The sequence below is a fragment of the Paracoccus sp. PAMC 22219 genome (assembly GCF_000787695.1).
GTDB lineage: Bacteria > Pseudomonadota > Alphaproteobacteria > Rhodobacterales > Rhodobacteraceae > Paracoccus.
Genome location: NZ_BBPH01000066.1, coordinates 1 through 17395, shown reverse-complemented (window position 1 = coordinate 17395; position 17395 = coordinate 1). Strand labels below are relative to the sequence as shown.

General features: G+C 68.1%; 16 protein-coding genes and 3 pseudogenes. 13 read left to right on the top strand and 6 right to left on the bottom strand.

Features of this window, described 5'->3' with window-relative positions; all coding sequences use genetic code 11:
* Together TY51_RS08075 and TY51_RS08070 are read left to right on the top strand one after the other, a co-directional pair.
* On the top strand, positions 1-867 hold an 867-nt coding region (locus TY51_RS08075; protein WP_042248124.1), incomplete at its 5' end, for a histidinol-phosphate transaminase.
* Positions 864-1846, top strand: a pseudogene (locus TY51_RS08070) (prephenate/arogenate dehydrogenase family protein). The gene TY51_RS08075 and the pseudogene TY51_RS08070, both read left to right, overlap by 4 nt.
* On the opposite strand, the gene TY51_RS08065 reads toward TY51_RS08070, so the two are convergent.
* On the bottom strand, positions 1785-2792 hold the full coding sequence (locus TY51_RS08065) for a DUF2125 domain-containing protein (RefSeq protein WP_042248120.1): 1008 nt from the start codon (positions 2790-2792) through the stop codon (positions 1785-1787). The pseudogene TY51_RS08070 and the gene TY51_RS08065 sit on opposite strands and share 62 nt — an antisense overlap.
* 62 nt (positions 2793-2854) lie before the next feature.
* Here TY51_RS08065 and TY51_RS08060 point away from each other — a divergent pair, with 62 nt between their 5' ends.
* The 3 genes and pseudogenes from TY51_RS08060 (at position 2855) to TY51_RS22580 (ending at position 6441) form a co-directional block, all read left to right on the top strand.
* Positions 2855-3400, top strand: a complete 546-nt coding sequence (locus TY51_RS08060; protein WP_042248118.1) for a gamma-glutamylcyclotransferase — start codon at positions 2855-2857, stop codon at positions 3398-3400.
* A 221-nt stretch (positions 3401-3621) separates the two neighbouring features.
* Positions 3622-4770 (top strand): hypothetical protein, encoded by a 1149-nt coding sequence (locus TY51_RS08055; RefSeq protein ID WP_042248133.1) that lies wholly within the window; start codon positions 3622-3624, stop codon positions 4768-4770.
* Positions 4771-4774: 4 nt separating this feature from the next.
* Positions 4775-6441 (top strand): annotated as a pseudogene (locus tag TY51_RS22580) (peptidoglycan -binding protein).
* Here the strand turns inward: TY51_RS22580 and TY51_RS08045 are convergent.
* The 3 genes from TY51_RS08045 to TY51_RS08035 are packed head-to-tail and all read right to left on the bottom strand — an operon-like array spanning position 6438 to position 8434.
* Positions 6438-6776: an SMR family transporter gene (locus TY51_RS08045; RefSeq protein ID WP_042248117.1), complete on the bottom strand. Its 339-nt coding sequence runs from the start codon at positions 6774-6776 to the stop codon at positions 6438-6440. The pseudogene TY51_RS22580 and the gene TY51_RS08045 sit on opposite strands and share 4 nt — an antisense overlap.
* The gene (locus TY51_RS08040) at positions 6773-7777 is read right to left on the bottom strand and encodes a YihY/virulence factor BrkB family protein (protein WP_052649950.1); all 1005 of its coding nucleotides are present in this window, start codon (positions 7775-7777) and stop codon (positions 6773-6775) included. The genes TY51_RS08045 and TY51_RS08040 overlap by 4 nt, the downstream gene beginning before the upstream one ends.
* A gap of 21 nt (positions 7778-7798) precedes the next feature.
* Positions 7799-8434 (bottom strand): hypothetical protein, encoded by a 636-nt coding sequence (locus TY51_RS08035; protein ID WP_042248116.1) that lies wholly within the window; start codon positions 8432-8434, stop codon positions 7799-7801.
* A 144-nt stretch (positions 8435-8578) separates the two neighbouring features.
* Here TY51_RS08035 and purB point away from each other — a divergent pair, with 144 nt between their 5' ends.
* The 4 genes from purB (at position 8579) to gap (ending at position 12264) form a co-directional block, all read left to right on the top strand.
* A complete protein-coding gene (gene purB / locus TY51_RS08030) occupies positions 8579-9892 on the top strand; it encodes an adenylosuccinate lyase (protein ID WP_042248114.1) in 1314 nt (437 codons plus the stop codon).
* Between the two features lie 75 nt (positions 9893-9967).
* Positions 9968-10975 carry a FliG C-terminal domain-containing protein gene (locus TY51_RS08025; protein WP_042248110.1) on the top strand — a complete coding sequence of 336 codons (1008 nt, stop codon included), beginning with the start codon at positions 9968-9970 and terminating at the stop codon, positions 10973-10975.
* Between the two features lie 52 nt (positions 10976-11027).
* Positions 11028-11171 carry a hypothetical protein gene (locus TY51_RS22575; protein WP_042248109.1) on the top strand — a complete coding sequence of 48 codons (144 nt, stop codon included), beginning with the start codon at positions 11028-11030 and terminating at the stop codon, positions 11169-11171.
* 91 nt (positions 11172-11262) lie between these two features.
* On the top strand, positions 11263-12264 hold the full coding sequence (gene gap / locus TY51_RS08015; protein ID WP_042248107.1) for a type I glyceraldehyde-3-phosphate dehydrogenase: 1002 nt from the start codon (positions 11263-11265) through the stop codon (positions 12262-12264).
* A 64-nt stretch (positions 12265-12328) separates the two neighbouring features.
* Here the strand turns inward: gap and TY51_RS08010 are convergent.
* Both TY51_RS08010 and TY51_RS08005 read right to left on the bottom strand, forming a co-directional pair.
* Positions 12329-13080 (bottom strand): annotated as a pseudogene (locus TY51_RS08010) (SDR family oxidoreductase).
* A 63-nt stretch (positions 13081-13143) separates the two neighbouring features.
* Positions 13144-13461, bottom strand: coding sequence for an antibiotic ABC transporter (locus tag TY51_RS08005; protein ID WP_231558968.1), 318 nt, complete (start codon positions 13459-13461; stop codon positions 13144-13146).
* 157 nt (positions 13462-13618) lie between these two features.
* Between TY51_RS08005 and pyrC the strand changes: the two genes are divergently transcribed.
* The 4 genes from pyrC to TY51_RS07985 all read left to right on the top strand — a co-directional run bounded on the left by pyrC (position 13619) and on the right by TY51_RS07985 (position 17276).
* Complete coding sequence (gene pyrC / locus TY51_RS08000; protein ID WP_042248104.1) at positions 13619-14662, top strand: dihydroorotase; 1044 nt, start codon at positions 13619-13621, stop codon at positions 14660-14662.
* The gene (locus tag TY51_RS07995; protein WP_042248101.1) at positions 14659-15330 is read left to right on the top strand and encodes an orotate phosphoribosyltransferase; all 672 of its coding nucleotides are present in this window, start codon (positions 14659-14661) and stop codon (positions 15328-15330) included. Before pyrC ends, TY51_RS07995 begins: the two co-directional genes overlap by 4 nt.
* Before the next feature lie 96 nt (positions 15331-15426).
* Entirely contained in the window at positions 15427-16929 is a 1503-nt protein-coding gene (locus TY51_RS07990) for a replicative DNA helicase (RefSeq protein WP_081994806.1), read from the top strand.
* Positions 16920-17276 carry a DMT family protein gene (locus tag TY51_RS07985; RefSeq protein ID WP_042248098.1) on the top strand — a complete coding sequence of 119 codons (357 nt, stop codon included), beginning with the start codon at positions 16920-16922 and terminating at the stop codon, positions 17274-17276. Before TY51_RS07990 ends, TY51_RS07985 begins: the two co-directional genes overlap by 10 nt.
* Positions 17277-17395 lie beyond the last annotated feature (119 nt).

Sequence of the window (17395 nt, the reverse complement as noted above, 5' to 3'; positions counted from 1 at the left end):
CACGGGCTGGACCCCGACCGCATCATCTGCGGGGTGGGTTCCGATGAGGTGCTGCAATTCGTGGTCCAGACCTTTGCCGGTCCGGGGGACCAGATCATCACCACCGAACATGGTTTCTCCATGTATCCGATCCTGGCCCGCATGGTCGGCGCGACCCCGGTGACCGTGCCGGAGGACATGCGCCGCGTCGATGTCGACGCGATTCTGGCCGCGGTGACGGACCGCACACGTGTGGTCTTCATCGCGAACCCGGCCAATCCGACCGGCACGATGCTGACCGCCGACGAGCTGCAGCGCCTGATCGACGGCCTGCCGCCCCAGGTGCTGTTCGTCCATGACGGCGCCTATACCGAATTTGCCGACGGGTTCGACGGAGGGGCGTCGCTGGTCGACCGGCATCCGAACGTCATCATGACGCGCACCTTCTCCAAGGCCTATGGCCTGGGCGGGCTGCGCATCGGATGGGGCTATGCCGCGCGCGAGGTGATCGACGTGCTGAACCGCATCCGCCAGCCCTTCAACCTGTCCAACGCCCAGATGGACGCGGCCCAAGCCGCCGTGCTGGACCGTGAATTCACCGACCGCTGCATCGCGCTGAACGCGCGGATGCGCGACCGGATGCGGCAGTCGCTGGTCCAGATGGGCATCGGCTGCGACGAAAGCTTTGCCAACTTCGTGCTGGCGCGGTTCGACAGCCCGGACACCGCCGCCGCCGCCGATGCGGCGCTGCGGGCCGATGGCATCCTGGTGCGGCGCGTGGGCGGCTATGGCCTGCCCGACGCCCTGCGCATCACCGTGGGGGATGAGGATGCGGTGACCCGCGTGCTGGATTGCCTAGGCAACTTCATGCAGGGGCGCGCGCAATGACGCAGGTCTATGACAAGGTCGCGCTGATCGGGCTGGGCCTGATCGCGGGGTCGATGGCGCATGCGATGCGCGATGGCGGGCTGGCGGGTCGGATCACCGGCTATGCCCGCAGCCAGGCCACCCGCGACACCGCGCGCGAGATCGGCCTGTGCGAGGTCTGCGACACCGCCGCACTGGCCGTGGCCGGTGCCGATCTGGTCGTGCTGGCCGTCCCCGTCGCGCCATGGCCGAGGTCATGGCCGAGATCGCGCCCCACCTGGCCCCCGGCGCCACGATCACCGATGTCGGCTCGGTCAAGCAGTCGGTGATCGACGCGGTCGCCCCCTGCCTGCCCGCGGGCGTGCATTTCATCCCCGGCCACCCGCTGGCCGGCACCGAACATTCAGGGCCCCGCGCGGGCTTTGCCAGCCTGTTCCGCAACCGCTGGTGGCTGCTGACGCCGCTGCCCGACACCGACCCCGACGCGTTGGCGCGGCTGGACCGGCTGATCACCGCGATGGGCGCGAAAACCGACCGGATGGATGCGGCGCATCACGATCTGGTCCTGGCCGTCACCAGCCATGCGCCGCACCTGATCGCCTATACGATGGTGGGGGTGGCCGACCACCTGCGCCGCGTGTCCGGCGAGGAGGTGATCCAATATTCCGCCGCCGGTTTCCGCGATTTCACCCGGATCGCGGCCAGCGACCCGACCATGTGGCGCGACGTGTTCCTGCACAACAAGGAGGCGACGCTGGACATCCTGGGCCGCTTCACCGAGGAGCTGTTCGTCCTGCAGCGCGCCATCCGCATGGGTGACGGCCAGCAGCTGCATGATTACTTCACCCGCACCCGCGCTATCCGCCGCGGCATCATCGAGGCGGGTCAGGACACCGAGGCACCCGATTTCGGCCGCACCCCCGCGCCCGCCCCGCAGGCTAGATCGCGGGGGCGGGGCCGATCGGCACGCCCCCCAGGATCAGCTGCCCGTCGCGCATGATGATGGGCAGGCGCAGTTCCCCCTGCGCCGCGTCGGGAAAATCGGGGCCGGGCAGCGTGTCGTCCAGATCCGCCTGCGACAGCTGCGACAGCCCGGCGCGCAGCAGCATCCCGGCTTGGGCGGGGATCAGCCCCAACCCCGCCGCCATCCCGATCATCGCGTCCGCGTCGGTGGAATACAGTGCCACCTGCCCCTCGGCCAGGCCCTGATCCTCGCGCGACAGGCGGCCGACGATGCGCAGCCCGATCGTGTCGGCGCGCAGGTCCAGCCCGGCGGTCTGCCAGCCCACGACCTGCGGGGACGCCCCACCCGTGACAGACGGCGTGCCGTCCAGCCAGATGCGCAGCGGCCCCTGCACCGACAGGGGGCCTGGGATCGGCCCGGGGTCCAGACCCAGTTGCGCCAACCCCCCGACCTGCAGGCCGGTCAGCCCCAGATCGATGTCATAGGCCGCCCGCGCCGGACGCGGCGCGTCGGACCCCAGACCCGCCAACCGCGCCTGCAGCGACAGGCCCTGCGCCAAGGGCTGCCCGTCCAGCGTCAGGTCGCGCGCCTGCACATCCAGCCGATTGGGCGCCATGCCGTTCAGCGGCGAAAGGGCCATGCTGGCCGTGGGCGCTGACAGGTCCAACTGCATCACCTGCCCGGCCTGCGTCACCTGCCCCCCGTCGGGAAGGTCCAGCCGCGCGGTCAGCGGCGAGGTCGGCGACAGGTACAATCGCGCCCAGGGCAGGCTGACACCAAGCGCCGGGTCCGACCATGCCGGTTCGGACAGCGCGATGCCGATCCGGCGCGGGTCGCGCAGCGGCGCGACCGACGCCGCCTGCAGCGACGGGTCATCCGCGATCAGGGCCGCCACGCGGTTGCTGGCCAGCGTCTCGGCCCCCAGCCAGCCGCCCGCCAGCAGCGCCAGCACCAGTCCCGTCCCGATCACCGTCCCGCGCATTGCCGCCCTGCCCTTTTTTCCCGCCCGTTCCTGCCCTACCTTGTGCCCCGAAAGGACGGACAATGGAACGCATCGAATGGGTCTTCGGCTATGGCTCGCTGATCTGGAACCCCGGTTTCGATCCGGCCGAGGCCGTGCACGCGCATCTGTCAGGATATGCCCGCAGCTTCTGCCTGCGCTCCATCCAGCATCGCGGGACCGAGGCCGTGCCGGGCCTGGTGCTGGGCCTTGATCCGCAGGATGGCGCCGGCTGCCACGGCGTGGCCCTGCGCATCCGCCCCCGCGACCACGACCGCGTCCTGGCCGACCTGCGCGCGCGCGAACTGGTGACCGACGCCTATCGCGAGGCGATCCTGCCCGTCGCGCTGCAGGACGGGCGGCAGGTGCAGGCGCTGGCCTATGTGATGCGGCGCGACCATTGGCAATATGCGGGAGGCCTGCCAGCCGACGAACAGGCCCGCATCATCGCGCAGGCGCATGGCGGGCGCGGGCCCAATGCCGAATACCTGTTCAACACCGCCGCCCATCTGGCCCAGATCGGCATGCCCGACGACCATCTGGACGCGCTGTCGGACGCGGTCAGGGCGCTGCTGCCGCCGCCCGGCTGACGCACACCGTCGGAATGCTTGGCAAGTGGGGCGCCCGTCCTACAGTTGCGCAAAAGCATCGATGGGACGGGGATTTACCGGTGAGCGATCCGACAAATGGCGACCCTAGGGCGCCCTCGCGGCTGACCCTGACGAACCGGCGCATCTCGGCCACGCGGGACAAGGCGCTGATCGGGACGGCGGGCGCGCCGCGGTTCTCTCAGCCGGTGCGACAGATCCTGATGATGCTGATCGTGCTGGGGCTGGTGCTGGCGGGTGGCTGGTTCGCCTATGGCCGCATCCTGTCCATCTTCGATGCGAACCGCTGGCTGAACGGGCTGATCCTGGCGGTCTTTGCCCTGGGCGTGCTGGCCTGTTTCTGGCAGGTGGCGCAGCTGACCGGATCGGTCAGCTGGATCGAACGCTTTGCCGCCCGTCGCCGTGACACCGACCGCAGCGGCGGCATGCAGGACGAGGCACCCCGTCTGCTGGCCCCGCTGGCGGCACTGTTGGGATCGCGCGGCCCCGCCGGAGAGGCGATCAGCGCCAGTTCCGCCAGCTCGATCCTGGATTCGGTCGCGACCCGCATCGACGAGGCGCGCGACATCACCCGCTATCTGGCAAATCTGCTGATCTTTCTGGGGCTTCTGGGCACATTCTACGGTCTTGCGACAACCATTCCGGCGGTGGTGGCCACGATCCGGGCGCTGTCGCCGCAGAACGGACAGTCGGGGCTGGACCTGTTCCAGAACCTGATGACCGGTCTGGAATCGCAGCTGGGCGGCATGGCCACGGCATTCTCGTCCTCGCTTCTGGGTCTGGCGGGGTCGCTGGTGGTGGGCCTGCTGGAGCTGTTCGTCACCCACGGCCAGAACCGGTTCTATCGCGAACTGGAAGAATGGATGTCGGGCTTTACCCGCATCAGCATCGCGTCGGGTGACGGCGACGGCGTCGACCAGGCCGCGCTGGCCGGGTTCCTGGACCAGATGGCGGGACAGATGGACCGCCTGCAGGCCTATCACGCCGAACGGGATGCCATGCGGGACGAAGCCGCGCTGATGGCCGACGAACGCGTCGTGGTCATGGCGCAGGCCATCGACGCGCTGGTCCAGCAGGCGCAGGCCGACCGCGGCACGCCCGACGGACAGTCGGAGCGCCTGACCCAGGCCCTGACGCGGCTGGCCGACCATCAGCCCCCCGCCCCCGACCTGTCCCGGCTGGAGGCCGCGCTGGACCGCCTGAGCACCGAACTGGCCGCCGGGCGGGACGAGATGGTCACCGACCTGCGCGCCGACATCCTGGTGCTGACCCGCGCGGTCCGGGCCGCGCGTTTCGGCGATCCGTTCCGCGACGATCTGCTGGGCCGCGACCCCGCCCGCGGAGAGGGCTGAGCGGATGCGCCTGTCCCGCGGTTCCTCGGCGCAGCGTTTCTCGTCCACGATCTGGCCGGGCTTTGTCGATGCGATGACGGCGCTGCTTCTGGTGCTGATGTTCGTGCTGACGATCTTTACCGTGGTCCAGGGCGTGCTGCGCGAACAGATCACCACCCAGGACGGGACGATCACCGATCAGGGGCAGGTCATTTCGCGTCAGGAACGCCAGCTGAATGAGCTGGGCGCGCAGGTCGCCTCTCTGGGTCAGGCGCTGAACGCGTCGCAGGACCGCGAGGCCGGGCTGACGCAGTCGCTGGAGACCGAGGCCGAACGCGCCGCCCGCGCCGAGGCGGAGGCCCGCGACCGCGCCGCCCGCATCGCCCGGCTGACCAGCCAGCTTGCCACCGGAGAGACCCAGCTGCAGGACGCGCGCACCCGCCTGACCGATTTCGAGGCCGAGGTCGCGGCCCTGCTGGCCGAACGCGCGCAGGGTCAGGCGCGGCTGGAGACATTGGAGACGCAGCTGGGTCAGGCGGAAACCCGGGCATCGGCCGCGGAACTGGCCGTCGCGACCGCGCGGTCGGAAACCGACGCGCAGGCCGAGGCTGCGCGCCTTGCCGCCGCCCGCCGCGACGCGCTGGAGGCGCTGGCCGCGGACCTGCGCGCCCAAGTCGGACAGCAGCAGGCGCAGCTGGACCAGACGCAAGCCAGCCTGTCGGAGGCCGAACAGACCCGTCTGGCCGAGGCGGAGGCCGCCGCCCTGCTGCGCGAACGGCTGGCGGGGCGGATGCGGAACTGACCGCCATGACGCTGGCGCTGGAGGAGCGCCGCCGCGAGGCGGAGGAGACGCTGACCCTGCTGGCCGCCGCGAACGCCGCCCGCGATCAGGCGCAGGTTCAGGCCGACACGCAACTGACCGAGGCGGAACGTCAGGCCGCCCTGCTGGCCACCGCGCGGGCGGAACTGGCCGATCAGGAGGACCTGTCGCAGGACAGCCAGCGCCGGGTCGCGGCGCTGAACGAACAGGTGGCGCAGCTGCGGTCGCAGCTGGGCTCGCTGCAGGCGCTGCTGGATGCGGCGGGACAGGAACAGTCGGATGCCGAACTGCGCGTGTCCGACCTGGGCCAGCAGCTGAACGCCGCCCTTGTCCGCGCCGCCGAGGAGACGCGCGCCCGTCTTGCGCTGGAGGAGGAGGCCCGACTTGCCGCCGAGGCCGAGGCGCAGGACCTGACCCGCTATCGGTCCGAGTTCTTTGGCCGGCTGTCGCAAATCCTGTCGGGGCGCGAGGGCGTGCAGGTCGTGGGCGACCGCTTTGTCTTCCAGTCCGAGGTGCTGTTCGCCCCCGGCGAGGCCACCCTGTCCGATGCCGGACGCGAGCAGGTGGCGGGTCTGGCCACCCTGCTGCGCGACATCGCCGACGAGATCCCGCCCGAGATCGACTGGATCATCCGCGTGGACGGGCATACCGACAACCTGCCGCTGTCGGGGACGGGCCGCTATGCCGACAACTGGGAGCTGAGCCAGGGACGCGCCTTGGCCGTCGTGCGCTATCTGTCCGAAGACCTGGACTTCCCCGCCGCGCGCCTGGCGCCGACCGGCTTTGCCGACACCCGCCCGATTGCGACGCAGGACACGCCTGAAGCCCGGGCCCTGAACCGCAGGATCGAGTTGAAACTGACCGAGCGTTAATGCCCGACGGTGCGGGAAAACACGTTGATCACAATCACCCCCGCGACGATCAGGCAAAGACCGATCACCGCAGGCAGATCCAGACGCTGGCCGAACACGACCAGCCCGATCATCGCGACCAAAGCCACGCCGAACGCGCTCCATATCGCGTAGGCCACGCCAAGGGGCAGCACCTTGAGGCTGACCGACAGCAGGTAGAAGCTGGCCAAATAGCAGATCGCCATCCCGACGGTGGGCGCCAGTCGCGTGAACTGTTCGGATCGCTGCAACAGCGTGGTGCCCAGAACCTCCAGCGCGATGGCGACCCCCAGGGGGACATAGGGCGACAGGGTCATCTGGCCTCGCGTTTCAGGGGACGGTCGTCCGGCAATCCTGCCATATGTTTCAGGTGGCGTTCCAGTTCGGAATTGATCTCGGCGCCAACCAGAACGATGGTCGCGTTCAACCACAGCCATGTCATCAGCGCGACGACCGCGCCCAGCGACCCGTAGGTCTCGTTGTAGTGACCGAAATTCACGGCGTACCACGAGAACAGCATGGAGGTCGCGACCAGCGCCACCCCTGCAAAGATTGCCCCCGGCGAGATCCAGCGCCAGCGTGATTTGGGTGCCGCAGGGCCCCACCGATAGACCGCCGCCAGCGCCACGATCAGCAGACCCAGCATCAGCGGCCAGCGGATCACGGCCAAGATCGTCTCGGCGCCCCAGCCGATGGGCAGCAGGCGCAGCAGCATCGGCACGACGGCGATAACCGCCAGCATCAGCGCGATCATCGCCAGACCGCCAATGGTGAAGCACATGGCCACCAGGTTCAGCTGGACGATGCCGCGCGTCTCGCGTTGGAAAAACGCGACGTTCAGCGCCGACAGCAGCGCCTTCATCCCGCCATTGGCGGAATAGAACGCCACCAGCAGCGCCACGATGCCTGCCAGCGACAGCGCCCCGGTCGAGGCAGATGCGATCGAGACGACCTGCGCGCGGATGATCTCCAACGAGCTTTCCGGCAGCAGCGTCTCCAGCAGGGCCAGGTGGCTCTGGATCGTCAGGGGATCGGCCCACAACCCGTACAGCGAAACGAATGCCGTGATCGCGGGAAACAGCGACAGCAGGCCAAAGAAGGTGACGCCGCCGGACACAGACGTCACCCGGTCCTCGCCGATCTGGCGAAAGGTCGATTTCGCGACGGTCACGAGATCGGCCCGCGTCATGTCCCTTATGCCCGGCACCCGCTTGGCGGGCGCTTTCTGGACACCATCCTGTGTCAACCCGAACCGCTGGCGCGTTTCGTCGTCCAGCGGGCCGAACAATGCGCCCCGGATGCCGGTCTGCTGGGTCATGCGTCGTCCCTTGTGGTCGGATCAGATCCGGGTGTCGTCGGATTGCGGGCGGGGTGCGCGGTTCTGCACCGGGCCCGGGTTGGGACCGGGCGCGCCGTTCAGGATCGCGCGCAGCTGATCGGCAGCCGCCACGAAATCGCCCACGATGGTCGTGGCCTGGCTGGACACGCCGCGAAACGACTGGAACGCACCCGCCAACGACTGCGCGACACCGTTCAGACCCTGCGACAGGTCGGTGGCGGTGCGCGTCAGGTCCTTGGCGAAATTGCCGTTGCGGCCGCGCGACGCCTTGGCGCGCACGCGGGCGGCATGGGCGCTGTCGTCACGGGCCTGGGCGCGGACGCGGCGGCGCATCGCCTCGCGCTCTTCCTCTTCCAGATGGGCAAAGCGGGGGGCGACGGCGTGGCGGTGGACGGGGCGCGGCTCGTCATCGGTTCCGGCCAGCTTGCGTGCGACAATCGCCGCCGCGGCGGTCACGCCCGCCATGCCCAGCGCGACGCCCGCCCAGACGACGGCCTTGGCCACGGTCGAGGTGTCGTCCGTGCCGCGCGGCTGCGGGCCGCGATGTCCGGCGGGGACCGGCCGGGGTCCAAAGCGGGTCTGGCTGGTGCGGTCGGCCTCGGTCAGTGGCGGGCAGGGGGTCTGGGGGCGGCGCATGGGAATCTCCGGTCAGTTGTCACGTCTGTTGCCACCGAACCCGCCTTGCGCGGGGAATGTTCCCGCAAACCCTGTCGGGGCGCATGAAAACTTGCCCCCGCCCCCCTGCCCCGCTATGCCCCGACCCAGCAAAAGGAGCCCGCCATGATCCCGCGTTACAGCCGCCCCGAGATGGTCGCCATCTGGTCCCCCGAGACCAAGTTCCGCATCTGGTACGAGATCGAGGCCCATGCCTGCGACGCGCAGGCCGATCTGGGCGTGATCCCGCGCGAAAACGCCGAGGCCGTCTGGAAGGCCCGCGACGTCCAGTTCGACGTGGCCCGCATCGACGAGATCGAGGCCGTCACCAAGCATGACGTGATCGCCTTCCTGACCCATCTGGCCGAACATGTGGGCGCCGATCAGGCGCGCTTTGTCCACCAGGGCATGACCAGCAGCGACGTGCTGGACACCACGCTGAACGTGCAGCTGGTCCGCGCCAGCGACCTGCTGCTGGCCGGTATGGACCGGGTTCTGGCCGCGCTGAAGACCCGCGCGCATGAGCACAAGGACACCGTCCGCATCGGCCGCAGCCACGGCATCCATGCCGAACCGACGACGATGGGCCTGACCTTCGCCCGCTTCTATGCCGAGATGGCCCGCGGTCGCGCCCGGCTGGAGCGTGCGCGCGAGGAGATCGCCACCGGCGCGATCAGCGGCGCGGTCGGCACTTTTGCCAACATCGACCCCGCGGTCGAGGAGCATGTCTGCGCGAAGCTGGGCCTGCGCCCGGAACCGATCAGCACCCAGGTCATCCCGCGCGACCGCCACGCGATGTTCTTTGCCGTGCTGGGCGTCATCGCCAGCAGCATCGAGAACATCGCGATCGAGATCCGCCACATGCAGCGCACCGAGGTGCTGGAAGCCGAGGAGTTCTTCAGCCCCGGCCAAAAGGGCAGCTCGGCGATGCCGCACAAGCGCAACCCCGTCCTGACCGAGAACCTGACCGGCCTTGCCCGCCTGGTGCGCATGTCGGTCGTCCCCGCGATGGAGAACGTGGCGCTTTGGCACGAACGCGACATCAGCCATTCGTCGGTCGAGCGCGCCATAGGGCCGGACACCACGATCACGCTGGACTTCGCGCTGCACCGCCTTGCGGGCGTGGTCGAAAAGCTGGTGATCTATCCCGAAAACATGCTGCGCAACATGAACCAGTTCAAGGGCTTGGTGATGTCCCAGCGGGTGCTGCTGGCCCTGACGCAGGCGGGCGTGTCGCGCGAGGACAGCTATCGCCTTGTCCAGCGCAACGCCATGAAGGTGTGGGAAAAGGGCGCGGATTTCCGCACCGAGCTGCTGGCCGACGCCGAGGTGACAGCCGCCCTGACCCCGGACCAGATTAACGAGAAGTTCGATCTGGGCTATCACACCAAGCATGTCGACACGATCTTTGCCCGCGTCTTCGGCGCCGACCCGCTGTAAAATCGGGTCGCCGTCAACCTTGCGTTAAGGCTGTCATGCCAATCTGCCGTCTGACGCGATGACGGAGGCGGGGCGATGAGCCAGACAGGGTTGAACCAGCGGCAGAAGGCGGCGGTGATCGTGCGCCTTCTGCTGGACGATGACGAGGTCGCGGGACTTGACCGCCTGAACACCAGCACCCAGACCCTGCTGGCGCAGGAAATGGCGGGGATGGAGCTGATCGACCGCAACACCCGCGACGCGGTCATCACCGAATTCTGCGACCGGTTGGAATCGGTCGGCGTCACCTTTCCGGGCGATCTGGACGGCACACTGGCAATGTTGGGCGCGCGGCTGTCGGACGACAGTTCCGACGCGCTGCGCCGCACGGCGGCGATCACCGGGCAGTCCGACCCGTGGGTGCGCCTGTGCAACCTGCCCAAGGAATCGCTGATCGCACTGGCCAATGCGGAATCCGTCGAACTGGTTGCGCTGATGCTGTCCAAGCTGCCGGTCGAGGCGGCATCGGCCACATTCATCGCCCTGCCCCGCGACCGGGCGCGGGTGGTCGCGCAGGCGATGTCCATGACCTCGGGCGTGACGCCCACGGCGCTGCGCCGCGTGGGGCTGGTGCTGCTGCAGGCGGCCGAGGCGCTGCCCAAGCCGGCCATCGCCACGCCTGCCTGCGACCGGATGGGGGCGATCCTGAACTTTGCCACCGCTGATCTGCGCGACGACGTGCTGGGCGCGCTGGACGAACGCGACATGGAATTCGCCGACGGGGTGCGCAAGGCGATCTTTATCTTTGCCCATATCCCGACCCGGATCGAACCACGAGAGGTCCCCAAGATCGTGCGAGAGCTGGACCAGACTACGCTGGTCCGCGCCCTTGCCGCCCCGGCCGAGGCCGATGCAGCCGCCGCCGAATTCATCTTGTCGAACCTGTCGCAGCGCATGTCGGACGGCCTGCGCGAGGAGCGCGAAGCCCTGGGCAAGCCCCGCCCCAAGGACGTCGAGGAGGCCATGACAGAGGTCATCGGCGCCATCCGCCGCCTGCAGGAGGCCGGCCAGCTGACCCTGAAGATGCCCCAGGACGACGAATAGGGCCTTGGCGCGGGCCGGCCCCCGCGCGATAACCCGGCGACCGGAGGCACAGATGACCAACCAGATCGCGATTGCCCTGCTGCTGCTGATCGCCGCGGCCTTTGCCGTGGACCAGCTGTGGCTGGACGGACACCTGCCGCTGATGGTCGCGCGGGCCATGGATCGGTTGATAGAGTATCTCAGCTTCTGGCGCTGACTGGGGCGTCGCCGGGGCCTTTCGGCATTTGCATCGCCCCTGCCGCCACGCTACACCACGGGCAACCATCACCTGCTCGAGAGGGATACCCATGGCAGTCAAGGTCGCCATCAACGGCTTCGGTCGGATCGGTCGCAACGTCCTGCGCGCAATCATCGAATCGGGTCGCACCGATATCGAGGTCGTCGCCATCAACGACCTTGGCCCGGTCGAGACGAACGCCCACCTGCTGCGCTATGACAGCGTGCACGGGCGCTTTCCGGCCAAGGTCACGGTGGACGGATCGTCCATCGACGTGGGCCGCGGCCCGATCAAGGTCACCGCGATCCGCAACCCGGCCGAACTGCCTTGGGGTGATGTCGACATCGTCATGGAGTGCACGGGCCTGTTCACATCCAAGGAAAAGGTGCGGGCGCACCTGTCCACCGGTGCGAAACGCGTCCTGATCTCGGCCCCCGGCGAAGATGCGGACAAGACCATCGTCTATGGCGTGAACCACGATACGCTGACCAAGGACGACCTGGTCGTGTCGAACGCCAGCTGCACGACGAACTGCCTGTCGCCGGTGGTCAAGGTCCTGAACGACACGATCGGCATCGATCGCGGCTTCATGACCACGATCCACAGCTATACCGGCGACCAGCCGACGCTGGACACGATGCACAAGGACCTGTACCGCGCCCGCGCCGCGGCGCTGTCGATGATCCCGACCTCGACCGGGGCCGCCAAGGCCGTGGGCCTGGTCCTGCCGGAGCTGAAGGGCAAGCTGGACGGCGTGGCCATCCGCGTGCCGACGCCCAACGTCTCTGTCGTAGACCTGGTGTTCGAGGCCAGCCGCGACACCTCGATCGCCGAGATCAACGGCGCCATCAAGGCGGCCGCCGACGGCCCGTTGAAGGGGGTACTGGGCTATACCGAGGAATCGCTGGTGTCGTCCGACTTCAACCACGACCCGCATTCGTCGATTTTCCACATGGACCAGACCAAGGTCATGGAGGGCCGCATGGTCCGCATCCTGACGTGGTACGACAACGAATGGGGTTTCTCGAACCGCATGTCGGACACGGCCGTGGCGATGGGCAAGCTGATCTGATCGCGACCCCGGTCATCGGAAAGGGCCCCGTTTCGGGGCCCTTTTTCATGCGGCAATGCCCGCGTCAGTCGGCATAGATCATCCGCACGGTCATGCCGCCATCGACGACAAAGCGCTGGCCCGTGACGAACCCGGCCTCGTCCGAGGCCAGCCAGGCGACAAGCCCTGCGATATCCTCGACCCGACCGACGCGGCCCACAGGGTGCTGATTGCGGTCGGCATCGGAATGGATCGCGTCGCTGCGGTCGGAGGCCTTCTGCCAGGGGCCGGTATCGATCCAGCCGGGCAGGATGCAGTTCACCCGGACCTTTGGACCAAGCTGACCGCCAGCGCATGGGTCATCGCGACCAGTGCGCCCTTGGCCGCGGCATAGGCTTCGGTATCGGGTTCGGATTGCAGCGCGCGGGTCGAGGCCATCGTGACGATGCTGCCCCGCGCCTGACGCAACAGCGGCACCGTCGCGCGGATCACCAGGAACGCGCCGGTCACGTGGCTGTCCTGCCACCGGCGCCAGTCCTTCAGGCTGAGATCCTCGATGGGTCCGCTGACCGGGTCGGCGATGCCCGCGTTCGACACCACCAGGTTCAGACCCGCACCATTCAGCCACCCCTGCAGGGCCAGCATGCCTTGGGCCACCTGCCCCTCGTCGCCGACGTCGATGGGCAGGGCCAACAGTCCCGGATCGGCGGCGCCGATCTCGTCCAGCGCCTCGGCGTCCCGATCGAAGACCGCGACGCGCCAGCCGTCAGACCGCAGCCGCGTGACGATGCCTCTGCCGATGCCCTGTGCGCCGCCGGTGATCAGTGCCGTCTTCATCCGCCCGCTCCATCCTGGTGTTGCTTCAGGAACCAACCGGGCACGCGCACGGGTTGTTCCGCGTCAGCCGACTTTGACCGCGGACAGACGCCGCGAATTCGCCCGCGTCCGCCGGCCATAGGGACGCATGCCGGCCGACAGCATGCGTTCCGCGCTGTGTCCGCGCATTCCGGCGCTGGCCATCGCGAACAGCGATTCCGACAAGGCCGAATGCTTTTCGGCGACCATGCGGAACGGCTCTCCGGGGGCCTGGACCATCAGGCCCATCATGCCCGCCATGCGCAGGCCGATCACCATGTTCGATTCGATCGCGATCCGCGCGAACTGGGACGCAAGCCGGACCTGGGCTGCGGGAAGAATCATCGGCATCATCGGGTTCATCGGCGAGGGTCCTTTCGGCTGCCATCACAGGAACTGCCCGGCAAAGCCACTTTGCGCCTCATGGCGCAGACACTCAACCGCGACTTTGGAGCAGGGTTCCCGAAATCTGAACGCGGCTGCTTGGCAAGACGGTGCTGCCGTGGTTAGAGGCAGCCTCATGACACAGACGCTGACCCTTCGCCGCCCGGACGACTGGCACCTGCATCTGCGCGACGGCGCGATGCTGCAGGCCGTCGCGCCGCATTCCGCGCAATTCGGCCGCGCGATCATCATGCCCAATCTGGTGCCGCCGGTCACGACCGGCGCCCAGGCCGCCGCCTATCGCGACCGCATCCGCGCCGCCCTGCCCGCGGGCGCGGCGCTGGACCCGCAGATGGTGCTTTACCTGACCGACACGACGGATGCCGCCGACGTGGTGGTCGCGTTCCGGGACGGGATCATCCGCGCGGTCAAGCTGTATCCGGCAGGCGCCACGACCAACAGCGCGTCTGGCGTGACCGATTTCGACCGCGTCCAGCCGGTGCTGGAGGCGATGGCCGAGGCTGGCGTGACCCTGTGCGTGCACGGAGAGGTCACCGACCCCGCGGTGGACATCTTCGACCGCGAGGCCGTGTTCATCGACACCGTCTTGGACCCGCTGCGCCGCCGCACGCCCGGGCTGCGCGTCGTGATGGAACATATCACTACCTCCCAGGGCGTCGATTACGCCCGCGCGGGCGGCGACGACTTGGCCGCGACGATCACCACCCATCACCTGATCATCAACCGCAACGCCATCCTGGCGGGGGGCATCCGGCCGCATTACTACTGCCTGCCGGTCGCAAAGCGCGAATCCCACCGCCTGGCCCTGCGCGCGGCCGCGACCAGCGGCGATGCGCGGTTCTTCCTGGGCACCGACAGCGCGCCGCACACGGACGCGGCCAAGCTGCAGCCCTGCGGCTGCGCCGGCTGCTTTACCGCGCCGAACACCATGTCGATCTTGGCGCAGGTGTTCCAGGACGAGGGCGCGCTGGACCGGCTTGAGGCGTTCACCAGTCTTAACGGCGCGGTCTTCTATCGGATGGCACCCAACGACGACCGCATCACCCTGACCCGCCGCGACACGCCCGCGGAATACCCGGCGCAGATCACCGCGGGCGATGAGACCGTCACCGTTTTCGACCCCGGTTTCCCGCTGTTCTGGCATCTGGAGGACCAATGAGCCTGACCTTCCCCGCGCGCGACGAGATCGCCCGCCTGACCGCCCGGATGCTGCTGGAGATCAAGGCCGTCGATTTCAACGCGGCCCAGCCCTTCACCTATGCATCCGGCCTCAAGGGCCCGACCTATGTCGATTGCCGCCGTATCATCAGCTTTCCGCGCGTCCGCGCCACGCTGATGGATTTCATGGCCGCGACCGTCATGCGCGACGCGGGCTTCGAGGCGTTCGACAACGTCGCGGGCGGTGAAACGGCCGGCATCCCCTTTGGCGCGTTGGTGGCCGAACGGTTGGGCCTGCCGATGACCTATGTGCGCAAAAAGCCCAAAGGCTACGGCCGCAATGCCCGCATCGAGGGCGTGATGACCGAGGGCCAGCGCGTCCTGCTGGTCGAGGATCTGACCACCGACGGCGGCAGCAAGCTTTCCTTTGTCGACGCGATCCGCGAGACGGGCGCGACCTGCGCCCATACGGCGGTGATCTTCTATTACGGCATCTTTCCGGAAACCACGCAGCGGCTGGCCGATCACGGCGTGGCGCTGCACCATCTGTGCACCTGGTGGGACGTCCTGGCCGAGGCCCGTGCCCAAGGGTCGTTCGACGACGCGACCCTGACCGAGGTCGAGGCATTCCTGACCGATCCCCGCGCCTGGCAGGCGGCAAACGGCTGATCCGGGGTTATCCCCAACAAACTGCGGCCGGCCCCATGACGCGGCCGGCCGCTTCGGTTTAATCTGGACGCAACCAACAAAAGGGGCAGGCAGACCATGAGCACTCTCACCGTCACCAGCGCGCATTTCATCGTTCCCGGACAGGCCGACGGGCCCGAGGACAAGCAGGCCATCCCCTTTTCGCTGGAGGCGGAGCAGCAGCTGCTGGGCGCGCTGCTGACGAACAATGACGTGTTCGACCGGGTCAGCCAGATCATCAAGTCGGACCACTTCTATCACCCGGTGCATGCCCGCATCTTTGACATCTGCGCCGAACGCATCCGCCGCAACGCGCTGGCCAGCCCGGTCACCATCAAGGCTTTCCTTGAGAACGATGACGGCCTGAAGGAATTGGGCGGCCCCGCCTATCTGGCCCGCATGGCCGCGGCGGCGATTAGCGCCTATGCCGCCCGCGACTATGCCCAGATGATCCGCGAATTCGCCCTGCGGCGCGAGTTGATGACCCTGGGCCAGGACATCGCCGCCCGCGCCTCCACCGTCGAGGTGGGCGACGACGCCGAGGAACAGATCAAGGCCGCGGAACAGACCCTGTACAAGCTGGGCGAGGCCGGGGTGGCCGAACGCGGGTTCCAGTCGTTCCTCAAGGCCGTGACCGGTGCGGTCCAGGTCGCCAACGCCGCCTATCAGCGCGACGGCAAGCTGTCGGGGATCTCGACCGGGCTGATCGATCTGGACGGCAAGATGGGCGGTCTGAACAATTCGGACCTGATCATCCTGGCCGGCCGCCCGTCGATGGGCAAGACCGCGCTGGCGACCAACATCGCCTTCAACATCGCGAAATCGCACAAGCTGGGTGAAAAGCCCGACGGAACGCAGGGGTCGGTCGAGGGCGGCGTCGTGGGCTTCTTCAGCCTGGAGATGTCCGCCGAACAGCTGGCCGCCCGCATCCTGTCCGAAGCCGCCGAGGTGCCGTCCGAACGCATCCGGTCCGGTAACATGGACGAAGGCGAATTCCGCCGCTTTGTCGAGGCCGCGCATGCGCTGCAGAACTGCCCGCTGTTCATCGACGACACGCCCGCCTTGCCCATCAACCAGTTGGCCGCCCGCGCCCGCAAGCTCAAGCGGACGCATGGGCTGGACGTGCTGATCGTCGACTATCTTCAGCTGCTGAAGGCCGCGACCGCCAAGGACAGCCGCGTGAACGAGGTGTCCGAGATCACCCAAGGCCTCAAGGCCGTGGCCAAGGAGCTGAACATCCCGGTCATCGCGCTCTCGCAGCTGTCCCGCCAGGTCGAGAACCGCGAGGACAAGCGCCCGCAGCTGTCCGACCTGCGCGAATCCGGCTCGATCGAGCAGGACGCCGACATCGTGATGTTCGTGTTCCGCGAGGAATACTACAAGGAACGCGAAAAGCCCTCGGACAGCGACCTGGACGCCATGGCCCGCTGGCAGCAGATCATGGAGAACGTGCACGGCAAGGCCGAGGTGATCCTGGGCAAGCAGCGCCACGGCCCCATCGGCACCGTGGAACTGGCGTTCGAGGGTCAGTTCACCCGGTTCGGCAACCTTGCGCGCGACCGGCAAAGTCAATGGGACTGAACCTGCCCATCCCGGTCGTCACCATCGGCCTGCTGATCGCGTCGAACGTGTTCATGACGATCGCGTGGTACGGCCACCTCAAGTTCAAGACGACCCCGCTGGTGACGGTCATCGCCATCAGCTGGTTCATCGCGCTGTTCGAATACATCATGCAGGTGCCGGCCAACCGCATCGGCCACGGCTATTTCACCGCGGCCCAGCTGAAGACCATCCAGGAGGTCATCAGCCTCTCGGTCTTCGCCATCTTCTCCTGGCTCTACCTGGGCGAAAAGATGGGCTGGCAGCACGGCGTCGGCTTCTCGCTGATCTTCTTCGGCGCCTGGTTCATCTTCCACGACTTCGGCTGACCACAGGGGGAGGCCCGGAGGGGGCGCAGCCTCCGCCGGCGGGGGGGTCCGGGGGGCTGGGCCCCCCGGCCCTGCGTCGCGGGACGCAATCCATCTGGCGCATCCCCCGCAGCCCGCGC

What these genes read in the sequence shown, in the direction of transcription:
- TY51_RS08035 (WP_042248116.1), bottom strand. Translation starts at nt 8,434, where the DNA reads ATGCGCCGCCCCCAGACCCCCTGCCCGCCACTGACCGAGGCCGACCGC.
- TY51_RS22575 (WP_042248109.1), top strand. Translation starts at nt 11,028, where the DNA reads ATGACCAACCAGATCGCGATTGCCCTGCTGCTGCTGATCGCCGCGGCC.
- TY51_RS08065 (WP_042248120.1), bottom strand. Translation starts at nt 2,792, where the DNA reads ATGCGCGGGACGGTGATCGGGACGGGACTGGTGCTGGCGCTGCTGGCG.
- TY51_RS08045 (WP_042248117.1), bottom strand. Translation starts at nt 6,776, where the DNA reads ATGACCCTGTCGCCCTATGTCCCCCTGGGGGTCGCCATCGCGCTGGAG.
- TY51_RS07995 (WP_042248101.1), top strand. Translation starts at nt 14,659, where the DNA reads ATGAGCCTGACCTTCCCCGCGCGCGACGAGATCGCCCGCCTGACCGCC.
- TY51_RS08055 (WP_042248133.1), top strand. Translation starts at nt 3,622, where the DNA reads ATGATGCTGATCGTGCTGGGGCTGGTGCTGGCGGGTGGCTGGTTCGCC.
- TY51_RS07985 (WP_042248098.1), top strand. Translation starts at nt 16,920, where the DNA reads ATGGGACTGAACCTGCCCATCCCGGTCGTCACCATCGGCCTGCTGATC.
- pyrC (WP_042248104.1), top strand. Translation starts at nt 13,619, where the DNA reads ATGACACAGACGCTGACCCTTCGCCGCCCGGACGACTGGCACCTGCAT.
- TY51_RS08060 (WP_042248118.1), top strand. Translation starts at nt 2,855, where the DNA reads ATGGAACGCATCGAATGGGTCTTCGGCTATGGCTCGCTGATCTGGAAC.
- TY51_RS08005 (WP_231558968.1), bottom strand. Translation starts at nt 13,461, where the DNA reads ATGAACCCGATGATGCCGATGATTCTTCCCGCAGCCCAGGTCCGGCTT.
- gap (WP_042248107.1), top strand. Translation starts at nt 11,263, where the DNA reads ATGGCAGTCAAGGTCGCCATCAACGGCTTCGGTCGGATCGGTCGCAAC.
- TY51_RS08040 (WP_052649950.1), bottom strand. Translation starts at nt 7,777, where the DNA reads ATGACCCAGCAGACCGGCATCCGGGGCGCATTGTTCGGCCCGCTGGAC.
- TY51_RS08025 (WP_042248110.1), top strand. Translation starts at nt 9,968, where the DNA reads ATGAGCCAGACAGGGTTGAACCAGCGGCAGAAGGCGGCGGTGATCGTG.
- TY51_RS07990 (WP_081994806.1), top strand. Translation starts at nt 15,427, where the DNA reads ATGAGCACTCTCACCGTCACCAGCGCGCATTTCATCGTTCCCGGACAG.
- purB (WP_042248114.1), top strand. Translation starts at nt 8,579, where the DNA reads ATGATCCCGCGTTACAGCCGCCCCGAGATGGTCGCCATCTGGTCCCCC.